Annotated in this window: 16 protein-coding genes; 10 read left to right on the plus strand and 6 right to left on the minus strand. The window is 56.5% G+C overall.

The genetic code is table 11. From position 1 onward, the window contains the following. The first annotated feature begins 639 nt into the window (after positions 1-639). Genes NHH03_RS19175 through NHH03_RS19195 form a run of 5 tightly spaced genes read left to right on the plus strand, consistent with a single transcriptional unit; the run spans position 640 to position 5,971 of the window. Entirely contained in the window at positions 640-2,007 is a 1,368-nt protein-coding gene (locus NHH03_RS19175) for a hypothetical protein (RefSeq protein ID WP_253158637.1), read from the plus strand. 23 nt (positions 2,008-2,030) lie between these two features. Further along, complete coding sequence (locus NHH03_RS19180) at positions 2,031-3,170, plus strand: hypothetical protein (protein WP_253158639.1); 1,140 nt, start codon at positions 2,031-2,033, stop codon at positions 3,168-3,170. 35 nt (positions 3,171-3,205) lie between these two features. Next, the gene (locus NHH03_RS19185; protein ID WP_253158641.1) at positions 3,206-4,201 is read left to right on the plus strand and encodes an NAD-dependent epimerase/dehydratase family protein; all 996 of its coding nucleotides are present in this window, start codon (positions 3,206-3,208) and stop codon (positions 4,199-4,201) included. A 48-nt stretch (positions 4,202-4,249) separates the two neighbouring features. Then, the gene (locus NHH03_RS19190) at positions 4,250-4,795 is read left to right on the plus strand and encodes a hypothetical protein (RefSeq protein WP_253158643.1); all 546 of its coding nucleotides are present in this window, start codon (positions 4,250-4,252) and stop codon (positions 4,793-4,795) included. Next, positions 4,796-5,971 (plus strand): hypothetical protein, encoded by a 1,176-nt coding sequence (locus NHH03_RS19195; protein WP_253158644.1) that lies wholly within the window; start codon positions 4,796-4,798, stop codon positions 5,969-5,971. 94 nt (positions 5,972-6,065) lie between these two features. On the opposite strand, the gene NHH03_RS19200 is transcribed toward NHH03_RS19195, so the two are convergent. Next, positions 6,066-9,071, minus strand: a complete 3,006-nt coding sequence (locus NHH03_RS19200; protein ID WP_253158646.1) for a hypothetical protein — start codon at positions 9,069-9,071, stop codon at positions 6,066-6,068. A gap of 178 nt (positions 9,072-9,249) precedes the next feature. Here NHH03_RS19200 and NHH03_RS19205 point away from each other — a divergent pair, with 178 nt between their 5' ends. The 5 genes from NHH03_RS19205 to NHH03_RS19225 all read left to right on the plus strand — a co-directional run bounded on the left by NHH03_RS19205 (position 9,250) and on the right by NHH03_RS19225 (position 18,729). Beyond that, positions 9,250-9,579: a co-chaperone GroES gene (locus NHH03_RS19205; RefSeq protein ID WP_253158648.1), complete on the plus strand. Its 330-nt coding sequence runs from the start codon at positions 9,250-9,252 to the stop codon at positions 9,577-9,579. A gap of 111 nt (positions 9,580-9,690) precedes the next feature. Continuing rightward, entirely contained in the window at positions 9,691-10,323 is a 633-nt protein-coding gene (locus NHH03_RS19210) for a sigma-70 family RNA polymerase sigma factor (RefSeq protein ID WP_253158650.1), read from the plus strand. Further along, positions 10,323-12,929 (plus strand): serine/threonine protein kinase, encoded by a 2,607-nt coding sequence (locus NHH03_RS19215; RefSeq protein WP_253158652.1) that lies wholly within the window; start codon positions 10,323-10,325, stop codon positions 12,927-12,929. Before NHH03_RS19210 ends, NHH03_RS19215 begins: the two co-directional genes overlap by 1 nt. Positions 12,930-13,358: 429 nt before the next feature. After that, positions 13,359-14,480, plus strand: coding sequence for a Gfo/Idh/MocA family protein (locus NHH03_RS19220; RefSeq protein ID WP_253158654.1), 1,122 nt, complete (start codon positions 13,359-13,361; stop codon positions 14,478-14,480). Between the two features lie 61 nt (positions 14,481-14,541). After that, positions 14,542-18,729, plus strand: a complete 4,188-nt coding sequence (locus NHH03_RS19225; protein ID WP_253158656.1) for a PVC-type heme-binding CxxCH protein — start codon at positions 14,542-14,544, stop codon at positions 18,727-18,729. A gap of 64 nt (positions 18,730-18,793) precedes the next feature. On the opposite strand, the gene NHH03_RS19230 is transcribed toward NHH03_RS19225, so the two are convergent. From NHH03_RS19230 to NHH03_RS19250, 5 genes are all read right to left on the minus strand, one after another. After that, complete coding sequence (locus NHH03_RS19230) at positions 18,794-19,276, minus strand: GNAT family N-acetyltransferase (RefSeq protein ID WP_253158658.1); 483 nt, start codon at positions 19,274-19,276, stop codon at positions 18,794-18,796. Between the two features lie 20 nt (positions 19,277-19,296). Further along, a complete protein-coding gene (locus tag NHH03_RS19235) occupies positions 19,297-19,704 on the minus strand; it encodes a VOC family protein (RefSeq protein WP_253158660.1) in 408 nt (135 codons plus the stop codon). Positions 19,705-19,706: 2 nt separating this feature from the next. Beyond that, entirely contained in the window at positions 19,707-20,183 is a 477-nt protein-coding gene (locus NHH03_RS19240; protein ID WP_253158662.1) for a hypothetical protein, read from the minus strand. Positions 20,184-20,371: 188 nt separating this feature from the next. Then, positions 20,372-21,934, minus strand: a complete 1,563-nt coding sequence (locus tag NHH03_RS19245; protein WP_253158664.1) for an HTTM domain-containing protein — start codon at positions 21,932-21,934, stop codon at positions 20,372-20,374. Next, a complete protein-coding gene (locus NHH03_RS19250) occupies positions 21,915-23,675 on the minus strand; it encodes a hypothetical protein (protein ID WP_253158666.1) in 1,761 nt (586 codons plus the stop codon). Before NHH03_RS19250 ends, NHH03_RS19245 begins: the two co-directional genes overlap by 20 nt. Positions 23,676-23,764 lie beyond the last annotated feature (89 nt).

Raw genomic sequence — 23,764 nt, forward strand, 5'->3', positions numbered from 1 at the left:
GGGTTGTGCAGGGGTTTCTGAACCGTGGCCGGTCCAGCTACGGTGTTGGGGGACGCGAGGATCGTAGCTGACCCCGCCAAGGGTTCAGTGGGTTGTGCAGGGGAGTCTGAACCGTGGCCGGTCCAGCTACGGTGTGGGGGGACGCGAGGGTCGTAGCTGATCCCGCCAAGGGTTCAGTGGGTCGTGTGCTCAGGGGAATCTGAACCGTGGCCGGTCCAGCTACGGCGTGGGGGACGCGAGGGTCGTAGCTGATCCCGCCAAGGGTTCAGTGGGTCGTGCAGGGGAGTCTGAACCGTGGCCGGTCCAGCTACGGCGTTGGGGGACGCGAGGGTCGTAGCTGATCCCGCCGAGGGTTCAGTGGGTCGTGTGCTCAGGGGAATCTGAACCGTGGCCGGTCCAGCTACGGTGTGGGGGGGACGCGAGGGTCGTAGCTGATCCCGCCGAGGGTTCAGTGGGTTGTGCAGGGGAGTCTGAACCGTGGCCGGTCCAGCTACGGCGTGGGGGAGGTAGCCCGGGCCTGCTAGCAAAGATAAACGACGTGGACGCGGTGGAAGGAACTTGTTATGAATCGATTTTTGCTCCCTCTCGAGCCATCACTCGACTCAACCTGACACTCTCTTTCCGCCCCAAGTTTACTTCATGTCGTCGCCGCGAATCCTGTTGATGGATGACAACGTTCGCGACATTGGCGGACACTATTTGGAACTGGCCAGTTTGTTGGCTGATGGTGCACGTGAGCTGGGGTATGCACCGCAGTTGGTGACGAACCGATCGCTTCTGACACGCAACCCCGATGCGTTGTCCGATCCGCGCTTAGTGGGCGTGCCGGTTGATGCTCGGTTTCAGGTCCGGCGGATGGAAAACTGGTCGCTGGGCGTCGACGGTCCGTCGCGATTGCCGCGTGATCTGGATGCCAAACCGACCGGTGGGACAGCTGCAACGCGGCTGATTCAAACGATTTGCGACTACGCTTGTCGCCCTCAGCGGCGACCGGCTGCGATGCTCAATTCGTGGGCAGATGATTTTGTGGCGGCGGTCCAGGAATTTGATCCCGGGCCCCAGGACCAGATTGTCGTCAATACAGGTGGCGACTTTCAAATGTTGGCTTTGGCCGCTGCGATCAATCGTCTGGACGAACAAACCCAACCCGGGCCATTGTCGATCCATGTGATTTTCCACTTCGCCGTCTTTGAATCGCGACCGACCGAGCGGGCTCAGGCGTTTGGCCAACAGATTTCCGCGGCGCTCAATCAAATCGGTGAGCATGCCGTTCATATCCACGCGACGACGGAATCGTTGGCGCATCAATTAGCCGCCGTCGCAGTCACGGCAAACCCGATTCCCTATCCGACGCGAATCTATCCGTCGCACAATCAGTCCGTCAAATCACCACGCCGAAAAATTGTCTTGGCAGGCGTTCCGCGAGCGGAGAAGGGACGCGACGAGATCAAACGTTTGCTGTCCAGCCTTGAGTCATCGGAATTGCGTTCGGGGCGCTACCAATGGTCAATGCAACTCGGCCCAAAACGCTGGCAGCGGATGATTCCCGATTCGATGCATGACCTATACCAACAGGCAACGCAAACGAACGACGACGATTCCGCGTTACAGATTTTGCAGGGGAATCTGAACAGTCGCGATTACCATCTTTGGCTCGACAGCGCCGACATCGGGCTGTTTCTGTACGATCCGCAGCGCTATGTTGCCAGGTGTAGCGGCGTGCTGCTGGAGATGATGATTCGTGGAGTGCCGGTGATTGTTCCCCAAGGATGCTGGCTGGCCGATCAAGTTGACGCGGCGGGCCGTCGCAATCCGATCGGTTGGATCTATCAATCGCCCGCACAGATCCCGGAAATCTTGAAAGCCGTCGATCAACAATGGGAACAAGTCGCCAGCAACTGCCAGCTGCATGGCCAGCGGCTGAAATCAATTCACTCGGGACAGAACACACTGCGGCAAATGGGGATCCCTGATGCATCCCCCGTTTCACGACGTGTCGCCGGATAAACGGACAGCAGAGAGAGTCAAACATGAAGTGGCGACATCGACTTCGTTATCCGATGGACATTCGCAAGGCAAAACGTCAGTTAGCCAGTGGAACGCGAACGACCCACAGCGAATATCCTGCGATCGGACTGGATCTGTACAGTGACCAATTGCTGTTTGATTGTGCGCGGCATCTGACTTGTCTCGCCGCATCGGCCCACCAGATTCGATCGAACCTGATGTTGCGCTGCGACCGTTGGATGCTGGCCGCAATTGCACACAAAAAACTGGGACGTCAATTTTTGGCGATGGACCATGTCACTTGGCTAGATTCGTTGGCTCCGTTTCCCGATGGAACGTTGGTGTTGATGGACGAACTTGCCGAACGATCCAGTCGTGATTTAGCCGGGCAGCGCACGGTCAGTCTGCTGGTCGGCAGCGACCGCATCGATGGGTTTCCCGTCATGCCCTATCCGATGCACCCTCACCAAATCCGCGGATTGACGGCGGATCGGAAGCGGCAACTGCGCAGCATCCCCAAAGCCGGAGTGTTTTTTGCGGGAAATCAAAAGTCCCGTTACGGGCGCGACGGCATGCAAAATGAATTCGGTGTTTTGCCGCGTCTGGAAATCTTGTCATTGCTGCGCGAGCACTTCCCCGATCGAATTGCCCCGGTCGATGCCGGTGGACGTGGTGACCGAATCGTGTTGCGTGACAGCGCGACCGATCCGATCGCAGCCGACCAGTGGATGTCAGTGCTGGCGAAACATCAATTCTTTCTCTGCTGCCCTGGTGCGTCGCAACCGGTTTGCCACAATGTCATCGAAGCGATGTCGGTGGGGTGCATTCCCATTTTGGAATATGCTGATCGGCTGCACCCACAGATCCAGGATGGCATCAACGCGATTTGTTTCCAGGGCCGACAGGGGCTCGTTGAAGCGATCGCCAGGATCGATACACTCGATGCCCATCGGCTGACGGAAATGTCCCAAAATGCTGTCGACTGTTACGACAACCTGTTGGACGGCGCTCGTTTCTTAGCAACGCTACGTGACAACACTTCCGCCATACCAACAGCGGCTCAGCCGGCTGCTGTGGTGATGCCGTTTCACGATCACAATTTGTATTCACAGGATTCCGTCGCCAAACTCAGACGCGTCACAGCCACACCGGTTGCGGCCTGATTTAACGACAGACCACAGCCCTTTTGAAACTCTCCATGCGTGTACTCGTCACCGGACCGGCCGGATTTCTGGGTGGCGAGATCGTGCGTCAGTTACTGGAGCGTGGCGACCGGGTGGTGGGCGTTTCACGTGGCGACTATCCCGATCTGGTCGCCCAAGGCGTTGAGTACCATCGCGGTGATTTGGCTGACTCGGAACTGACAAACACGGTGATCCGCGATGTCGACGCCGTCATTCACACCGCAGCGATCGCCGGCGTCTGGGGCGACTATGAACGGTTCTACCGAATCAATACCCAGGCCACGCTGAATGTGATCGCAGCCTGTCGGCAAAATCAAATCGGCACGCTTGTCTTCACCAGCAGCCCCAGCGTGACATTTGCCGGCACGCACCAACGGGGCGTCGATGAATCCGAGCCGTATCCGTCGCATTACCTGTGTGCCTACCCAGAAACCAAAGCACTCGCCGAGCAAGCAGTGTTAGCCGCGCATCGATCCGGCGTGCTTCATACCTGTGCACTGCGTCCGCACCTGGTCTGGGGAGCCAATGATCCACATTTGTTGGCACGCGTGATCGAGCGAGCCGGCCAGGGAAAGTTGAAAATCGTCGGTGACGGTTCGAATCTGATCGACACGGTGCATGTCACCAACGCCGCGGCCGCACATTTGGATGCACTTGCGGCGCTGCAGCGTGATCCGCAGGGAGCCGGTGGGCGAGCCTATTTCATCGCCCAAGACGAACCGGTGAACTGTTGGGACTGGATCGCCAAAATCTGTCGGGCCGGTTCGGTCGATCCACCCAGCCGTCGGGTTCCCTTTGCCGCTGCCTATGCGATCGGTGCCGCGATGGAAGCCGCGTACCGGTTGACCGGTCGCCGCGAGGAACCGCCGATGACGCGATTTGTGGCGGCTCAACTGGCAAAAGACCACTACTTTGACATCTCGGCAGCCAAGGAACGCTTGGGTTATCGCGTCAGAATTTCGATGGAAGCCGGATTTGAAGAACTGCAATCAGTCTGGGAAAGGCGTTAGAATGGTGGGCTTGCCTGATTCCGCAGCCTTTAACCCAGACGGTGCAGCATGTCCACCAGCGACGTCCGAAACATCGACTCATTGCAACGCCTGCGTGCCGGAATCCTGACCACCGCCGACAGTTGGGACAAGACGCTGCAAGAGGTCCGAGTGGTGATCCATCGCGCCGAGGAATACTATGGCGACACGGTGCCCAGTTACTGGCGGCAACAGGCCGAATTGGCGGATCAGGAATTGACCGCTGCACAGGACCACTTGCATCAAAAGCAATCGACAGCGTCAAACAGCGATTCGATCGTCGCGACCGACGCCAGAAAACGCGTGCAACGCGCCAAAGACCGGCTGAGATTGTGTCAAGAAAAAAAGCGTTTGGCCAAGTCACTGTCGATTGAGATCAAACACCAATGTGACGAAATGCTAGGCCCTCTAGCCGATTTGACCGAACACAGCAACAATCTTTTGCCTGCTGCTGCGATCGATTTGGCCGCGTTGGTCGATTCTCTTCACCGTTATGCCGAATCCGCCGGCATTGCTCCGCGCCCGCAGGACACGCCCAGTCCGCGGCCCCCATCGCCCACCGAAACGAACGACTGAATGCCCAGCCAAGTGAACTCTCTCTTTGACTCTTTGCGAAGTGACGACATTTCCGAAACGGAACTTCTGGATCGATTGGTCGAATTCTATCGAGCCGAAAAACAGCCGATGGAATTGTTCGAAGCGCGCAAGATGGTGGTCCGTGGCAAATTGGGATTGCCGCTTCTCAGTGGTGACGATGACTGCAGCCGACCCGAAGCGATTGAACGACAATTGGAATTGGGATTGCTGGATGCCTGTCGCGAAGCCGGTGAAATGCTGATTGCCGCGGGCCGCGTGTTCGAAGGCTGGACCTATTTGCGCCCGATCGGCGATAACGAATTGATTCGACGGTTGGTGTCAGAGGTCGAAATCACCGACGACAACTACGACGAAATGCAACGTGTGCTGTTGCACGAAGGTGTTGATGTCGGTCGCGGGTTTCAATCTGTGCTCGACCATCAGGGCACATGCAACAGCATCACTCTGTTTGATCAAGCGATCGTCCAGCGTAGCAAGTCCGATCAGCGGGCCGCCGGCACAAAATTGCTGCACCACTTCTACGATGAACTCAGTCAACTGGTCCGGGCCGATATCACCGCGCGAGACAAAGCCCCGGCCGCCGACGAATCACTTTACGACATGATCTCGTCTCGCCCCTGGGTGCTAAAGGACGGCGGCTACCACCTCGACACAACACACCTGTCGTCCACCGTGCGCATCGCATCGACTCTGACCGATCCCGATGACTTGCGCAAGGCATGGGAACTGACTCAGTACGGCAAACAACTGCATCACCAATTTCAATACCCCGGTGACGAGCCGTTTGTCGATTTCTATCCCGCCTACGCAGCGTTCTATTCGATCTTGTTGGGTGAAAACGTCGATGCAGGTTTGAAAATTTTTGAACGCAAGGCCAAGACGGTCGACACAGATCAATACGGAACTGGGGCGATTGAAACCTATGTCGATTTGCTAGATCGCGTGGGGCGTCATCGCGACGCGGTCGCATTTGCGATCCAGCACGTCCCCAGCGACGTCCCCACCCAGACGATCGTTCCACTGTTGATGGAATACGCTTCGCGAGCGGAACAGGCAGGTGACACCACCGTGTATCAATTGGTGATGGACTACTGTGCCGATCATGACGATGCACTCGGCTTCGCCGTCGCCAAGCACGCCAGTCTCCGCCGCTAGTGCTTCACCCGGTGTGGTGACGGCAAGCTGGAAGCTTATCCCACTTTTAATTGTGGACGAAGCACTCTCCGGTCGTGCCTGATTCTGTTGTTGCTCAGCGGACCGGATGTTTGCCAGATGGTGTTTGCTGGCTGGGGCCCGTCGCCACGCGATCGCTGGGATGTTGCTGGCCAATTGCCAAACCAATCCAACCATCGCGGAGTTCGAATTGAATCACCTGCGATTGCTCCGGCACGTACGCCGCCAGCATTTCCGGTGATGTCAGGGGCAGCGATCGATTCGGTGACAAGACCTTGTTGAACACCGCGCGGGCGGGCAACCGCTCACGCATCGACATGCCCGGTCCGCTGATACTGAGGTGTCCATCACGTTCCAGCGACGCGGTCAATCCGTCGGTCACCGGTTGGTAAGCGGCGCGGACGATGAAGTTCCGCAGCTTGATGCCTCGTTCGCGTTCGAGCCGGATAATGCGCATCGTCAACCAAACTTTGCCGTCTTCGATTTCAATCGTGATCGGTCGATGCTTGGCGAACTGGATTTGGATGTCCTCCGGCATTTCCTCGGGCATTTCCATTCCATCGACGCCGACCAAATTGAAACACTCGTTCAGCATTTCGTGGATTGGCATCGGTTGGTCTTGCGGCACCAACTGCTCCAAGGTGTTGTTGATCGCCGACTGATGAATCTGCACGCTCAACAAACTTGTGCTGGGGGCTCGGGGCCGTGGTGTCATCGCGGCAAGTTGCCAGTCACCGGCCATGCGATATCGAGCGACCAGGCGTGACTCGGTGGTCTGCATGTCAATCACTTGCGGAGCCAATCGCAGGTTGGTCAATGGTCCCAGCACGGTCTTGCTGAACTTCGACGATGCGTGATCGACCTTTTCTGTGATACTGCGATCAATCTCGTCACCGACTTCGTTGCGAATCCGGTTGCGTGCGATTCGGTTTGCCAACGAGGCTTTGTTCCAATACTCGCTTTCGGCGATGCTGCGGACCAACGTTCCAACCAATGGCCACGAATCATATTGTGTGTCGATGCCATGCAACTTTGATTGCCCGTCGACCTCGACTGTTGAATCACCCAATTCGATGTCGGTCGGCTGGATCGAGATCGGGATCGACGCAGAGAACGGATTGACACTGGACGTGCTGACCGCAGCGGGACCACGACGACCGATGCTGCGGGTCGCAACATTGCCCAATGTGTGAAGTGTCAGTTCCCAACTCGACGGCGAAGGGTGTAACTGGATCGAAAGATCACTCTCGATACGGCTGATACCCGTCACGCGACTGCCCAGCAACGTCGTTCGTACGGGGACGTCGCGCGATGGCAAATCGGGCAACAGTTCGGCAAGCATTTGGTCGCTGATCGAGAATCGGACATTGGCATTGCGGTAATGCGTGTCCAAATTCTTTGCCAGCTGGATCGCTTGTGGATGATCGGCGTATTGCAGAGCTTGCATCGATCCAGCGATTTCGGCGGTGACCAAGTCGATCGCATTGGATTCCGCTTTTTCAATTTGATGCAGCAATGCCGCATAGTCGACCGCGCCGCTGGCCCAAGGACGAACCGCCAGAGCAACCGCTTGCACTGGGGGGCTTTCGATCCACTGTTGGTGAATGGGCGCCAGGTTGGGCCAAGTCATTCGCGACAGATAGACCTGTGCCAGCTCGCGCCGTTGCTGGTCGTCACCGTCGTGAAATGCATCTCGCAATTCGTCGATCAATAAAAAGGTGGACCAACCGTCTGCATCGCCAGTGGCCGGCAATTGCAGTTCGAGTTGCTCGATTGCATCGCCTACCGAAACCACGCTCTCGCTGACAGGTCGAACCATCGAGTCAGGCGTGGAATTGATTTCGTAGATCGGCTGCCATACCGCAAGCCGTCGCTCGATTGAATACGCCGCCTGCAACCAAGCCACACGGGCGCTCGGTGTTTGTAAGGTTTCGGCCTGAATCGCAGCGAACTGTTGCAATCGCCGAAGCTCGGCAAGTCCTTCTCCCACGCTGGGGTCACCCAGGCGACGAGATTGCGGCAACTGTTCCAGTAACGTGCGAACTTCCGTCGTCCACTGGGCCATCTGTTGTGCGGTCGCTGGATCGGGACCGGCGGATGCCAAGGTGGCAACCGTACCGCTGCCGCTAATTCGATCATCCCCCCGTCGGCGATTGGCAGCCACTGCTTCGACCGTTCGCAGTTGTTCCACCAATCGTCGAGAAACTGGCCAGGTAGCGCTCCGCGCCGATGTCAGTGAACGTTTTGTCGTGGGGGATCCCGCTACCGGCGCATCAATCTGTGGCAGAGGGGAGCCGACGGTTGTGGTTTGCCGCTGCGGATTTAATTGCGTCCCGCGCGACTGTATCGGCGCGGTCAACGTCGACTGAACCGATGCCATCGTTTCGGGGTGCGACCATGCTTGGTCGATATCAACCGCCAGCTGTTCCTCAACCGCCACTCGCCGCAGATCATCTGACCTGGGGGTCAGATCCGACACCGCGACCGCGGCGGAATCCACCACTGGTGGCAGCGTCAGGTCACGAGCAAGCCCGTCTAAAATTTCTTCAAAGTCCGCTTCGGTTTCCGGTGACACGACCGCCAGGTCCGAATTGTCCGCCGGGGGCTGAGTTGTGAGCACTGCATTTTCAAAACCAAACAGGTCGCTTTGGGCGTCCAGTTGAGGGGCGGGGATGCCAACGACAACCGGTTCGTCAATTGCTAGCGAAAGTGTCTGCGGGGATTTCGGTTGTGGCTGTCCGGATTCGGCGCTGAGGCCAGCGAGCTTGCTTGAATGAGACACCGATTTGCCGGCAATCAAGTGGCTCTGCGTGACCCGTTGATGGCTCTTGAGCTTGTCCCATTGTCGCGACAGCAAGTCGGGCTGAATTGCCAGCCAGCACAGCGCAATGGTAAACGCTGACGCCGCTAGCGGCCAAATCATCAGAGACCGTTTCACATCCTTGCGCATCAAAAGTCCATCGATCGGGAAAGAAAAGCGTCCGGTTTGCATGCACCACCTTGGCAGTGAATCGGCTAGATCCTCAGACTGATCCAGCGCGGTTGCGCCGGCGGTGGAAATTCCGCCCAATCGGAGCTTCACTGCCACTCGCGGTGGTGTGCGCCCGGCCAGTACACCCCGCGTGGGAGGGTGAAAGTTGTGCAGGGATGCCGGGTGTACGAAACCCTTGCAGCATGGGAAAACACTGCGACTGGCACCCGTAGCGGTCACTTGATGATCGCTAGACTATTGAAATTGAAAGCTTGTTTTCGGAGTGGAGATGGCCAAAAAAAAGGCAAATGCGTCGTTCGAATATGTTGAACCAATAGGGGATCGGGTGCTGGTCCGAAAGGACGAGCCGAAGCGTGAAACTCGAGGCGGCATCGCGCTACCAGACGCGGCAGAGATCCCCACCATCACGGGGCGCATTGTGACCATCAGTGCGGTCGTCGAGAACGACGAGGAATTGCCACTGCGGCAGTACGACAAGATTTTGTTTCACCCCAAAAACGCTGTCCCGGTGGACCTGGAACATGACAACCAATTGTTTGTCGTTCCGGTCGAAGATATTGTGGCGGTGTTTCGTCGCAGCGCCCCGGAAGCCGATTGAGAGGTCGGCCGAAAGCCACCCACTGCGTGCAATCGGTTACACTTTGATCAAGGCGGAAGTCCGCCGCATTGTTGCACCATCGAATTGATCGCTTGGGCGGTAGCCGCAAACATGACTTCAGTCACCGATCTAATCAATCGCAGCCAAGGCGGGACCGAAGGCGAAACGGACCGTCTGTTTTCGGTCATGTACGATGACCTACGGCGGCTCGCCGGGCGGTTCTTGCAAAACGAACCGCTGCGTCATCGGCTAAGCAGTTCGTCATTGGTCCATCAAGCCTACATGCGAATGGTTGACCATTCGCGGATCAATTGGCAGGGCAAGACACACTTCTTCGCGATCGGTGCCACCGTGATGCGACGAATCTTGGTCGACCATGCGCGCAAGGTCCAATCACTCAAGCGTGGCGGCGGATGGGAGCGGCGGCAATTGGTCGATGACGTCACCTTTCAACTCAATCGCGACGACGACGTCGTCGCGCTCGATGAATTGTTGGAACAACTGGTGGTTTTGAATCCTCGTCAAGCCAAGATCGTCGAACTGCGTTTCTTTGGTGGGATGACCATGCGTGAAATCGCCGCCGAAATGAAACTGGGGCTGCGCACCGTTGAAAAGGAATGGGCCATGAGCCGTGCCTGGATGCGACGCGAACTGCGACGCGACGAAGAGAAATTGGCTGACGAAGACCTCTCCACTGAATCGCAATCGCCGTTGGCTCCCGATTCGGAACCCGAGTCGACTTGATGGATGCGGATCGTTACGCACGGGTCCGTGACCTGTTTCTTGCCGCCGACGAGATCGGCAAAGATCGCCAGTATGAATTTGTGGCGTCGCAATGTGGCGACGACCATGAATTGATCGCCGAAGTCATGTCGTTGTTGGACGAACACGATATGGAACTGGCCCGAATCGAAGGCGATTCGGCAAAACAGCCTACTATCCCACCCGCGGCCACAGAGACTCTTGGCGGCAATGAACCTTCGACCGGTCCTGCGGCCAACGACGATCCGACCGCAGCCGATGGTTTGCAATCGGCTGCCGCGTCGGCGTCACCGTTCTTGCCTAGTGCGCGCCCTGACGTCGCCGCCGATTCGGCACGCCCGCGCGGTCCATCAGATCCGCTGGCGTCACAGAAACGAAAACGTCCTCTGCGGCGCGAGGGGCAGCCCCCTGCAGGACAAAGTACCGCCAAAGGGGTCGCTGGCGGCACCGCCCAAGTCACTCAGCACGGTTCCCAACGAACCCACGCTTCTCCGCGCTATGAAAGTGATTCTCCCCGGCCGCGAAAGCCACCGTCGACTGGGATTTGGCAAACCCGAGCCAAGCGGCATCGGCGTTTTAATTCCGGTTGGTTATGGCTGGCCGCCATTCTGCCCACCGCGATGATCGGTTGGTGGACCTACAGTAAAGTCGTCGAGAGCATGCGCAAATCGACGGCCAACGAACTGGCCGGTGTGGTGGATAGCGTGCGGATCAGTGTCGATCGATTCTTGGACGATCAATCCCGCTTGGCTCGGTCGTGGAGTCGCCAGCCGGAACTGCGCAGCGCCGTCACGGGACTGATCGAAGCGAAAGCACAGGATGATTCGGCCGAATCGCTTCGCCAGTCACCACATGCGGCCGCGATCCGTTCCCAACTGGTCTCGGTGTCTCAGTTGGATGAGATTAAATATGTGGTCTGGGATCGCACCGGAACGATCATCGCTAGCTGGCTAGAAGACGGGGCTGATGTGGGAGGGAATATCGCCCCCGACGGCGCGGCCAACCTGAACCGTGCGTTGCGCGGGGAAACGGTGCTTTTTGGCCCGGAAATTCTTCGCGCCGAGGGTAACGGATTCGAACCAGAAACCGATCAGCCTGTGATGGCGGAGATCATGCCGGTCTATGATGACCGAGACAGAGTCATCGCAGCGATCTTGATTCGCGGTTTTGGTGTTTACCAAGATTACGACAATCTCTTTCGCCAAGCCTCGGATTCCGGCGGGTTGGACGTCTACGCAGTCAGCCGCAGCGGTGTCATGCTGACCAATAGCCCTGCCGCATCAAGCCTCATTCGGCAACCTGCCAGCGACGACACTGACATCGAAAGCGAAGACAGCGCAGTCGCTTGCCAATTGCGTGTGACCGATCCGGGGTTTCTGCTCGGTGACACGGCGATCGCCAACAGCCTGCGACGCACACAACCGCTGACCTATGCTGCCGCAGGTGCATCGTCCGGACGCTCCGGGTCGCGGCTGACGCCCTATCGAAATTATGCCGGCGTGCCTGTCGTTGGTGCTTGGCGATGGGTCGATGACTGGGACATGGGCATCGTTGTTGAACGTTCGACTAGCAGCGCGTTTGCGACCGCCAACATCGTGCGGTTTGGTTTTGTCAGCTTGGGGCTGATGCTGTCGTTGACCGCATTGATCGCTGCGGCACAAATCGCCAAACGCACCGCCCTGGCACAAGCTGCCGTGCACCCCCTCAGCCGCTACAAGCTGATTACCGAATTGGGGAGTGGCGGCATGGGAGTTGTTTATCGGGCCAAACACAATCAACTCGGACGCGACACCGCGCTAAAAGTTCTGCGTGGTGATCGTGATAACATTGAAGATCGACTGCGGTTTGATCGCGAAGCCAAACTCGCCGCTTCGCTTAGCAGCCCACACACCGTCACGATTTACGATTACGGCCGCAGCGACGAAGACGAAGCGTATTGCGTGATGGAGTTTCTAAAAGGAATCACGCTCTATGACGTGGTCGCCCGAAGTGGATTCCAACACTATGGACGAGTGTTGTTCGTGTTGCGGCAAATCTGTGACTCACTCGGTGAAGCACACCAGTTGGGACTGGTGCACCGCGATGTGAAACCACAAAACGTGATGCTTTCCCTCGATGCGTCTGTCGGCGACTGGGCCGTCGTGTTTGATTTCGGTTTAGCGAAACCGCTGCAGCCCGACGCCGATGCCTACCAGACTGCCGAGACGATTTGGGCTGGCACCCCGATGTACATGGCGCCCGAACGCTATCGCGAACCCAACAAGATCGATCCGCGATCAGACATCTACTCGGTAGGCTGTATCGCCTACTTCCTGCTGGCCGGACGACCACCGTTCATTGAATGCGACCCTGAATCACTGTTTGCTCTGGTACTGACCGAACAACCGATCAGCATCGGTGTGCATCGTGACGCCGAGGTGCCAGTGGAAATCGCCGATTTGGTCGCCCGCTGTATGGCGAAAAGTGTCGACCAGCGGTTCGCAACCGTAGACCAATTGGCCGCACATCTGGACGCATTGATCCCCCATTACCCGTGGACCGTCGACGACGCCCGTACGTGGTGGCGAATCCACGGCGAAGATCTCTAAAATCGATTTCAAAGCTGTGAAATCGCACATCTTGTCTGCGCAATATTTCATTGATGGCAGTCTAAGATCCGCTAGGATTTTGATTAAACCGCCATCACTGCGGTCATTTGTGTCGTTCCCAAATTTGGAAGTTGCGTTCTTATCACATCTCGACGCGTAAGTTTTGAAGTTGCGCATCCGCGTGGAGCATTGATTTTTGGTAACCCGAAGCGTCAGCGAGGGATCCCATCCACATCCTAAATCCCTCGCTGACGCGTCGGGTTACCGTAGAAACGCAACTTCAAAAAGCGTCAGCGAGGAATCCCATTGGCACCCTAAATTTCTTGCTCACGCATCGGGTGACCAAGCAAACGCAGCTTCCCAACTCACGCCTCTTGTGACTTTACCGACAACTTACAATCGCCCTCTATCTCTCTTTACGGATTTCAAATGTCTAAACCTGTTCGCGTCGCGATGATCGGCCTCGGTTTTGGTGCCGAATTCATTCCCATCTACCAAGCCCATCCGAACGTGGAAGTCGTCGCGCTCTGCCGTCGCAATGAGCAGGAGTTAAACAAGTCTGCCGACCAGTTTGGAATCAGCCGTCGCTACACGGATTACGATCAGTGCCTGGCCGATCCGGACATCGATTTCGTTCATATCAACAGCCCGATCCCAGACCACGCGTGGATGTCACTGAAGGCTTTGGACGCCGGAAAGCATGTGATGTGCACCGTGCCGATGGCAACGACGATCGAGGAATGTCAACAGATCGTTGAAAAAGTGCGCGAAACAGGTTTGAAATACATGATGGCTGAAACGGTCGTCTACAGCCGCGAGTTCTTGTACATCAAAGAGTTGTATGAAAAAGGTGAACTGGGCAAGATTCAACACCTGGCCGCATCACACCCCCAAGACATGGATGGTTGGCCAAGCTATTGGGAAGAAATGATTCCCATGCATTACGCGACCCATGTGGTCAGCCCTTGCCTGGGATTGACTGACTCGTTGGCTGAATACGTCAGCTGTTTCGGTTCCGGCCAAGTGCGTGATGATATCGCCAAGAAATCTGGCAACCGGTTCGCCGTCGAATCGTGCCACATCAAACTGCAGGACAGCGATGTCTCGGCGCACATCTGGCGTTTCCTATACGACGTCGCGCGACAATACCGCGAAAGCTTTGACGTCTATGGCACCAAGAAGAGTTTCGAGTGGACGTTGATCGAAAACGAACCTCACGTTTTACACACCGCCAAGAAACCCGAGCATGAGATTGCGGAAAAAATCGAGGTTCCTGATTTCGCTCATCTGTTGCCTGCCGAAATTCAAAAGTTCACCTTGCCGTCGGAAATCCATGACGCCGGCCATTTGTCGTTCGTGCAAGGTGGCGGACACGGCGGATCGCATCCGCACTTGGTCAACGAAATGGTCAGTGCATTGACCGAAGACCGCGACCCGTGGCCCAATGCCGTCACCAGCGCCAACTGGACTTGCGTCGGCATTTGTGCGCACGAGTCAGCCAACAAGGGTGGTGAAATTGTCAAACTGCCCGAATTCACTCGGCAACGTTAGTCGCCAGCCTTCCCGCCTACCTCCCGCTTGAACGCGTCCCGCCCTGTCCAGGTTATTCGTGATGAAGTCGATCCCGTGTGCTGTTGCGTTTTTGACTTTGCTGTTGATCCCCTGCGCCGTCGGTGGGCAAGACCCCTGGCGTTCACAGCAGCTGCATCGATCGTTTCACGCCGAGGGTGCCGCGGCAGGCGACTTGGATGGTGATGGGAAAATCGATTTGGTCGAAGGCCCGCTTTGGTATCGCGGCCCAGACTTCCAAACCAAATACGAACTTGCTGCACCGCGCAGCTTTCCGGTACTCGGTTATAGCGACCAGTTCTTTAGCCACATCGCCGACGTCAACGGCGATTCAGCCAATGACGTGATCGTGATCGGTTTTCCGGGCACGCCGGCGCGGTTGTACCTCAATCCTGGATCCGACAATTTAGATCAGCACTGGGCGGTCACTGAAATCACCGGATCGGTCGACAACGAATCGCCTGCGGTCGTGGATTTGATCCCTGGCGGCGCGCCGGAAATTGTTTGCGGACACGATTCCCAGTACGGCTACTATTCCGCCGGCGCTGATGCAACACAGCCCTGGCATTGGAACCCCATCAGCCGGCCAGGGGCTTGTCCCAACCGCTTCGTTCACGCGATGGGTGTGGGTGATGTCGACCAAGACGGCCGACTTGATGTGCTGGACCAAACGTTTTGGTGGCAACAGCCATCCGGCGACGCTGACCCGCAAACCTGGACCAAACACCAATGGGCACCGGATGCCTATGGCCAGGGTGGCGCCCAGATTTGTGTCGCTGATTTAGACGGCGACGGCGACAGTGATCTAGTGACGTCTTTAAACGCTCATGGCTATGGATTGGCCTGGTTCCAACAGACCAGCCCGGGACAATTTGAGCGACATGACATCATGGGCGACTCGTCCATCGACAATCCGTTTGGTGTCTGTTTCAGCCAACTTCATGCGGTTGCACTGGTCGACGTTGATGGTGATGGTGCGAAAGACATCGTGACAGGCCGTCGCCATTTTGCTCACGGCGGCAAAGACGCCGGTGGGTTGCAAGATCCGGTGCTGTACTGGTTCCGACACACCCTGCGCGACGGTGCCGTCGAATTCGTCCCACACCTGATTGATGACGATTCCGGCGTCGGCGTTGACGTGGTTGTCACCGATCTGAATCAAGACAACAAACCCGATATCGTCTCGGCCAGCAAGCACGGACTGACGCTTCACTTCCAAGGCGACCTGGCGTCCGGCGGAAACTCGGACCAACTTGCCGGTGCAGCGCAGCGTTGGAGAATCACCGCAGGCCGCGACCAATCCAAGTACGCCGAAGGACTCTCGCCGCAACAGGCGGTCGAGAAGATGCTCGTGCCCGACGGTTTCTCCGTGGACTTGATTGCCAGTGAACCGGAACTGACTCAGCCGATCGCAATGTGTTTTGATGCCCGCGGCCGAATTTGGGTGATCGAAGGCCACACCTATCCGACCAAGGCGCCGGATGGCCAAGGGAAAGACCGGATCGTTATTTTTACAGACACCAATGGTGATGGCACCTTCGATTCCAAGCAATTGTTTGCCGAAGGCTTGAACCTGGCCAGCGGAATCGAAGTCGGATTCGGCGGTGTTTTTGTCGGCGCCGCGCCGGAACTTCTTTTCATCCCCGACGCCGACCGCGATGACCAACCGGATTCGCAGCCGATTGTGTTGCTTGATGGTTGGGGACACCACGACACCCACGAAACGCTCAACAGTTTCACCTGGGGGCCCGACGGTTGGTTGTATGGATGCCAGGGGATTTTCACACATTCCAATGTGGGCATTCCCGGCACGCCGGACGATCAACGCCAGCCATTCAACGCCGGGGTTTGGCGTTATCATCCCAGCAAAAAACAATTCGAAGTTTTTGCCCACGGAACCAGCAATCCCTGGGGCGTTGATTTCAATGACAATGGCGACTGGTTCGTTTCGTCCTGCGTGATCCCTCACCTGTTTCATATCATCCAGGGCGGTCGATACCACCGCCAAGCCGGACAGCATTTCAATCCCTACACCTATGACGACATCAAAACGATTGCCGATCACGCCCACTATGCGGGCAGCATTCGTGACCACGCGTTCTGGGGTGAAAACAAAATCACACGCCCCGCTTCAGCACTCGATACATCGGTGCTCGGTGGCGGCCACGCCCATTGTGGATTGGCAATTTACAATGGCGGCGTCTTCCCCAGCGAATACAACCAAGAACTGATCTTTCACAACCTGCACGGACATCGATTGGTCCGTGACACGGTCGAACGCAATGGTTCGGGTTATGTCGGACGCCATCGTCCCGATTTTGCATTGGCACAAGATCACAACGAAATCGGCGTTGGCGTGATGGTTGGCCCCGACGGAGCGCTTTATACATCGGACTGGCACGATCCCCAGACCTGTCACAATCACGACCAAGAAGTTTGGGATCGTACCGACGGACGGTTGTTTCGAATTCGTTACGGCGATGCCCGGCCCTACAAGTTTGACCTGTGGAGCGAAACCGATTCACAACTGCTGGAACGTCTTCACAGTGACAACGGCTTTTTTGCTCGCCAAGCGGCCAGGATCCTGCAGGAACGTGCCGCCGCTGGTTTGTTAGACGTCGCGCTGGTGGATTCCAAACTACAGGCCTGGTTTAGCAGCGCCGAATCGACTCGCGATCGTTTACGCGCAATCTGGGCACGCTACGTCATCGGTGGCTTGGATGTCGATCAAACCACCACGCTATTTAGTCACGATGATCCCTATGTTCGATCCTGGGCGATCTACTTGGCCGGCCAGCCCGCCAAAGCCCTACCGGAACAACAGTACGCAGCGTTGGTTGATGTCGCCACAAACGACTCCAGCTTGATCGTCCAACGCTACCTGGCTGCGGTTCTGCAACGGTTGCCGCTGCAGCAACGTTTTTCGATTGCCCAAGGGCTGATTGCGAATTCGACCTCGTCCCATGACCCCAACATTCCTCTGTTGATTTGGTACGGCATCGAACCGCTGGTCGAACAAGATCCTGATCCGATCTTGGAAACGGTTGCCCAAAGTGGTCGCAACGATTTGCTGCGGTTTGTCGTCCGTCGGGTCGCCGAATCGAAAACCGGCCGCGATGCACTGGTGAAACAATTGCTTCACCCCACACGAGCCGGCAATGAGATCATGATCCTACAGGAATTGAGTGCCGCCGCAACGGCTCGGGCCGGCGTTCAGATGCCTTCCGATTGGCCAGCTGCGTTTGCTCATTTGTCCAGCGCCAAGCAGCCCCGGGTGATTGAGTTAGCTCGCAGTGTGGCTGTCCAGTTTGGTGACGCTGCGGTCCTGCCACACTTCCGCGCGATCTTGTCCGACCGCAGCCTGCCCATCGATCAGCGCGTCGAGGCGCTCTCGGCATTGCGGACAGCCAAAGATCCTGATTTGGCAGAGCAACTGCAGCAGTTATTGGACGATTCAAATCTGGCTGCCCAAGCCGCAGCGGCGTTGGCCCAGTTTGATCATCCCAAAACGGCAGGACGCTTGATCGAACAATTTGCCAACTTCGATGCAGCAACTAAAACAAGCGCCCTAGCCACCTTGGTTGCCAGACATTCATCTGCCGATGCCTTGATCACCGCGATGGAATCCAATGTGATTCCCGCCGACCAAGTGCCCGCATTCATCGTCCGCCAAATCCTGGCTCTCGACAACCAATCACTCAACCAGAGACTGGAAACGGTTTGGGGCAAGATCACGGTCAGTTCGGCGGAAATGAAAGATCAGTATGCCAAATACCGCAACCTGCTCCATCCCGATGCGATTGCCGGCGCCGATGCATCACTGGGACGCAGCTTGTACGAAGCCAATTGTGGCAAGTGTCACAAACTGTTCGGTGTTGGTGGCGACATCGGCCCTGACATCACCGGTGCCAACCGCAATAAAGTCGATTACTGGTTGGAGAATATCCTGGAGCCCAATGCATTGATCGGCCGCGCCTATCAAATGCAATCGTTTTTAACCGCCGACGGACGTGTCATCAGCGGCATTGTTCAAACGGAAAATGACGACGCGGTGACCGTGCAAACCGCGACCGAAAAAATCGTGTTGTCACGAGATGAAATCGAACAACAATCCCTCTCCAAAGCGTCCCTGATGCCCTCAGGACAACTGGAAACCATGACCGATGACCAAGTCCGCCAGCTGTTTAAATACCTGATGGGCCCCGGCCAAGTTCCAAACAAAGCTCCCTAATCCATTTTGCTGACGCAGATCGCGTGGATGGTTAGCGATACGAGCCAACTGGGCCACCGTTTCGCTACCTGGACACGATCGGAAACCGCAGTGTATGCATCCCTGTCGTGGCATCGGACACCACCAGTTTCCATCCGCACGACAGGTACAGTGCGGGAACATCGGTGTACACGAAAATTTCTTTGGGATCGCCGACGTAACGCGGCATGCTGCCGGCAATGACCAGTTTGCGTCCTACACCGTTTCGCCGAAAATCAGGTAAAACGTAAACGGCGTTGATCCACAACTCGGGACGCAACTGAAAGTTTGCGTGGTAGCGTTTGTAGGCTAAAACGCCCATCGGATGGTCGTCTTCAACCGCCAGGATTGCTCCAGGCCGCTCGTCAGAAGCTTGAATCAAGCTCGAGATTTCGTCAACGTCGATGCCCCATTCCCGATGCAGCCAATCGACAACAAACTTGGCGCAATCCGGACGGTCAGCCAACGAAAGAATCGTAGTTGCACGCACGCTGTTTTTGGGGCCGGAGAAACATCCAGATGCAGACATCGCATTCAATGGGTGCGATGTCAAATGGTAGTTGGTTTTTCTTCGTTGCTGGGTTCATGAAAGTAATAGCACAGACCGTCGGGTGCGACGACGAAGAAAACGAGAAACGTCGTTCCATCGCGTTCATCCGTGCGGATGTCCCCGGTCTTAAGTCCACCGCTATCGAATTCGCGTTTCAATCCGCGGATGTCAGTGACCAGAATTGCCGCGCCGTCCTGGGACGCGTCGCCACCATTGACAGAAAATCCAAGTCGGGTTCCGTCTCGTTGGAGGACCACCGTTGGGACCGGGCTTGCGATTCGCTGCACCTCTTCCATTCCGAAGTGCTTGCAATACCAGTCGGAAGCACAGGAAAGATCCGTTACCGGAAGCGCAAGCACGTCTTCTTGGTATGGAAACGCTGCGTTGAATGTTGGTTTAGATGTCATTGCTAATCACCGGTGGGGATTGCAAACAAAGGAACCAGTGACACAAAAAGCATCATGGGGAATTTTGGTGCAAGATCGCGTGGACCGTTCCAGTGTATCAACAGCAATTCGTCGCCGCCAATTCGAGCATACGCCCGCGCAATCCAAACCCGATTGGGGTCGATCATCAGTACCGACTGGATACATGCAACGCCGGGGAAGTCAACGTCTGTCGCGGCTTCGTACGATTCCGTGACCACTTTGGCGAGAGGTCGGATACAGCGTTCGGTAAAATCGCGCAGTTCACGTTTTAGTGAACTCGAACTAGCGGTTGCTGATTGTTGAAGCGGGAAAATGCTGGCCAGCACGTCGGTCCCGTCATGGGTCACACAAATCGTGCAATCATCATCAATCAATCGCTGATGTGCATCTGGCGGAATGCAGAAAGCAGCGATGTTTGGATACGTAACGGTCAACCAATCGGCGTGTTCGTTCGTCATGAAGCGAGTGTGATGCGGATTTCAGTTGGACGTTCGACTTGCAAGAGGACCAAAATACACGTCTCTGACTCTCGCCCGCAATTCACTTTTCAAAGACTTCCGAGATCTTCAAAAGAATCCAGGCCACAGGCCGACACAACCCTCTGCCGTGGTCGTCAGACCACGGATGCCCGCGCTAGGGGGAATTGCTACGGTTGCGTTGGTTGTTTCGCTAACTCTTGCTGTCGAAGTTGATCGTACAACACTTGTGCTTGACTGGGGCGGTATGCCTTGAGAGCCGAAAAGGAGGTGCCTAAATCAACCGATTGCCACCATTGATCGGGCGGGACTTGCCATGGATCTTGCGGCAGCGGCCCTGGATCCTGTGGCACCCAATCATCGTACCACCAGCCCCGAGTCACACCGGTCAGGTCCACTTCTGGATCAACGATTGGTTTGGCCGGACGACCATTGAGCGAAACCAATGCAAGTGCGTGAACTTGACAATCCGGTTGCCCAATTTCAGTTGCCAGCTGTTTGATTTTCACAGCAGCCTGTCGGATCAATTCCGGATCCCGGGGCGCCCGCAACACTTGACTAGGTGTCATCACCATCGTGGCCGGTGCGAACAAGAAATCCTTTTCTGTCACCAGTTTGAACCATAACAAACAATCTTTGTGCCGCAGCATCATCCGCCACGAAAAGCGATGGCCACGTTCGTTCCAACCGGCATCGCCGGGCATGACCCAAGGGCGAATCGGCAATAGCAACTGGATCACGACATAGATGACCGCCGCGGTCGCAGCCAACTTGTGCAGGGTCGACGCTGGCAGCGATGGGTGCGCGTCGTTGGGCGGCAAGATCGATTCAAAGCCGAATTTTTTACCGCCGAGGCGCGTGATCAGTCGCGGGATAAAGTCGATCGGAAAAAAGACGAATAGGGTTGCGATCATGAACCAGGGAAACACGCCGATATGGAAAACCATTGCGTTGGTCAGGTGAAACCCGAGTGCCGCAACAATCGCAAACGGGCGAGTACGTTTCCATAAGAGGGCTGGCACGATGAACAGATCGAACATTAGCCCGCCCCAGGCCATGATGGTGGCGGCGTGGGGCATAGCAAGCAACGGTCCGACAACCGGCGCGTCGACGTGCGCGCTACAGAATAATCCGGCCGGTTGCCCGGCCAACCAGTCGGCATTCAGTTTGGCAATGCCGCCAAAGCAGTAGGGCAGCCCCAATTGAAAACGTACCAACCACCAATGCCAATGACGCATGGTCGTCGGCCAATCGGAACGATGAAAGAGTATGCGGTCGATTGAGAACCGTCGCTGGGACGGCAGCAGCGCGCAGATCAACACACTGCACGCCAACAGGTAGTCATGATTGTTATACAGTTGGCGTTCAACCAATAGCACATATGCCATTGATGCCGACAGCAGCACGCCACTGATTCGCGTCAGCAGTCCCAGGGCAAAACAGACTGCGGCGACGCGAACGATTTGAAAATGCCACCAGATTCCATCACCCGGCCAAATCTGTACCCAGCGGAAGTAGTCGTATTTGAACAACAGGATGGGTTGGACAAAAAAGATCCGCCAACGATCATCCTGCAGAAATCCGGACGCCCAAAACCAAAAGGTCACGCCCAGTATCAGACGCAAAACGGCCAGCGGAGATGCATCCGCTGACCGCATGAGCGAGTTTTTGAGAGCCGATTGACCAGGCGGTGATTGGCCGGTTACCGGTTCGCTATTCGTTGAGCAGGGCATTCATCTCGGCTTCAATGCCACGGGCTTCCTCGGCGGCAGGGTTCGCCGCCGCGCCCTCTGCGCCAGCACCTGCGGCGGGTGGTTGTCCCCCGGCGTTTTCAGCCGGTTGGTCTCCGAAACCGAATCCCATCGGGAACTGTTCGATCGGTTCGCGAGCCACGACCGCTTTGCCCTTGGCCAGTTCCTTCAGCGACTCCACATTGGCTTCGAGCGCCTTCACGAAGGCTCGTCGCTCGATCATGCTGCGGTCGTTCAATTCACCGGCAAGCGTGTTAATCGACTCGATCCAAATCTTGACGTTAGGCAGCGATTCGGCTGGTGTCGCGGCAATCAACCCCGCAGTGGGTTCAATGGAATCGACATCTTCGACCAATTGGCCACTGCCGGTCACGCCACGCAACACTTGTTCCAACACATGATTAAGTTTCTTGCGACTGGCGATGATCTCGGCGGGCTGTGGTTTATCCGTCATTCCCATCATTCTTCTTCCGCCGCCCATCATCATCATATCCATGCCCATCATGGAATCATCCATCATCGAACTGTCCATCATCATGTCATCGTACATGCTGTCATCCATCATCATGTCCGACCCACCCATCATGGTCCGGGCGGTGGCCGCTGTCTTTTCGACTTTCTTTTTCAGAAAGCTCTCCGGTGCGACCGGCTGCCGTGCTTTCTGTTGCTGCGAGGGATCCAAGGCTTTTAGTCGCTTGACTTCGGACTCATAGGCTTTCAAAACGCGCTGGGACCACTGCGACAACACTTCTTTGGTCTCGAAATCTCCGGCGGCCATTTTTTGTGGCAGACTGGCGATCGCGGCCGCCGAATGCAACGCAATCAAATTGGGGCTGGATTCATTGGTACTAAGACTGACCAACTGTTTTCCGAGCGTGGCGTCGGTGCTGAGATTCGACAGAATGTTGACGGCGTAACGCTGCAAAAATGCATGCACCAGTTCGTCTTGGCCCGGCGCCGGTTGGGATTCCAACAACTTTGTCATTTCCAGATTCAGTTGCTCTTTCGCTGCAGCGGGAATCGAAGCTGGCGGGGTGTAGCGGACAAACCGTTCCAGCCCCTGCAGGGCGGCCGCGCGAACGGCTGCGGGTGCTGCTGCGTCGCCATAGATAGCCAACATGTCAGCGAGCACAAAGGGATACGGCTGGGGTAGACCGCCGCGTTGTGCCGGTGGTCGCGCCAATCGCGAAATGAACAGGATGGCATTGATTCGGGCTGCCGGCTGGTAATTGCCAACTGCGACCGGTTTCAGTCCCATGTACAGCCATTTCATGACATCATTGCCACCAGCCGTTTTTGAACGAATACCACGATCCATCGATGAAATCGCATGACTCATGATTTCAGAGATTTGGTCCGTCGCGTCTGGCTGAGTGATCTTTGACGGCACGTAGATTTGAAAGTACTTTCGAACGCCGAGCGCTCGATTTTCGGGAATGCTGGACACGTCTTGCGCTGTTGCATACAAGCTGGCTTCGCGCTGATAGGCACTCAGGTTCTTGTCGATCTGTTCGTCCAGTTCCATCACCTGGTACTTGGGTTTTTGGCCGGACACGGTTCCTGCGACGAGGGCCGCAAACCCGAGCGCAAAAAAGAGAGCGACCCAGCGAATGGCCGAAGTTTGCTGATCGAGATTGGATGTCGGTAGCGCTCGTTCTGCCACGACGGCCAGTGAACTTGCGGTGGGCTGACTGTGAATGCGATCAGAGGTCGTTCGAGTCATAACGAATCCATTGTTTAGGTGGGCAGGCGTTGCCACAGAAAAGAGAAGGACCGCAAACGCATCGGCAATCCAGCCGCCAACGATGCGAC

The organism is Stieleria tagensis (assembly GCF_024129865.1).
GTDB classification, from domain to species: domain Bacteria; phylum Planctomycetota; class Planctomycetia; order Pirellulales; family Pirellulaceae; genus Stieleria; species Stieleria tagensis.

Excerpts from the sequence above, each read along its gene's own strand:
- NHH03_RS19175 (WP_253158637.1), top strand. The coding sequence starts at position 640 with ATGTCGTCGCCGCGAATCCTGTTGATGGATGACAACGTTCGCGACATT.
- NHH03_RS19180 (WP_253158639.1), top strand. The coding sequence starts at position 2,031 with ATGAAGTGGCGACATCGACTTCGTTATCCGATGGACATTCGCAAGGCA.
- NHH03_RS19185 (WP_253158641.1), top strand. The coding sequence starts at position 3,206 with ATGCGTGTACTCGTCACCGGACCGGCCGGATTTCTGGGTGGCGAGATC.
- NHH03_RS19190 (WP_253158643.1), top strand. The coding sequence starts at position 4,250 with ATGTCCACCAGCGACGTCCGAAACATCGACTCATTGCAACGCCTGCGT.
- NHH03_RS19195 (WP_253158644.1), top strand. The coding sequence starts at position 4,796 with ATGCCCAGCCAAGTGAACTCTCTCTTTGACTCTTTGCGAAGTGACGAC.
- NHH03_RS19205 (WP_253158648.1), top strand. The coding sequence starts at position 9,250 with ATGGCCAAAAAAAAGGCAAATGCGTCGTTCGAATATGTTGAACCAATA.
- NHH03_RS19210 (WP_253158650.1), top strand. The coding sequence starts at position 9,691 with ATGACTTCAGTCACCGATCTAATCAATCGCAGCCAAGGCGGGACCGAA.
- NHH03_RS19215 (WP_253158652.1), top strand. The coding sequence starts at position 10,323 with ATGGATGCGGATCGTTACGCACGGGTCCGTGACCTGTTTCTTGCCGCC.
- NHH03_RS19220 (WP_253158654.1), top strand. The coding sequence starts at position 13,359 with ATGTCTAAACCTGTTCGCGTCGCGATGATCGGCCTCGGTTTTGGTGCC.
- NHH03_RS19225 (WP_253158656.1), top strand. The coding sequence starts at position 14,542 with ATGAAGTCGATCCCGTGTGCTGTTGCGTTTTTGACTTTGCTGTTGATC.
- NHH03_RS19230 (WP_253158658.1), bottom strand. The coding sequence starts at position 19,276 with ATGTCTGCATCTGGATGTTTCTCCGGCCCCAAAAACAGCGTGCGTGCA.
- NHH03_RS19235 (WP_253158660.1), bottom strand. The coding sequence starts at position 19,704 with ATGACATCTAAACCAACATTCAACGCAGCGTTTCCATACCAAGAAGAC.
- NHH03_RS19240 (WP_253158662.1), bottom strand. The coding sequence starts at position 20,183 with ATGACGAACGAACACGCCGATTGGTTGACCGTTACGTATCCAAACATC.
- NHH03_RS19245 (WP_253158664.1), bottom strand. The coding sequence starts at position 21,934 with ATGCCCTGCTCAACGAATAGCGAACCGGTAACCGGCCAATCACCGCCT.
- NHH03_RS19250 (WP_253158666.1), bottom strand. The coding sequence starts at position 23,675 with ATGACTCGAACGACCTCTGATCGCATTCACAGTCAGCCCACCGCAAGT.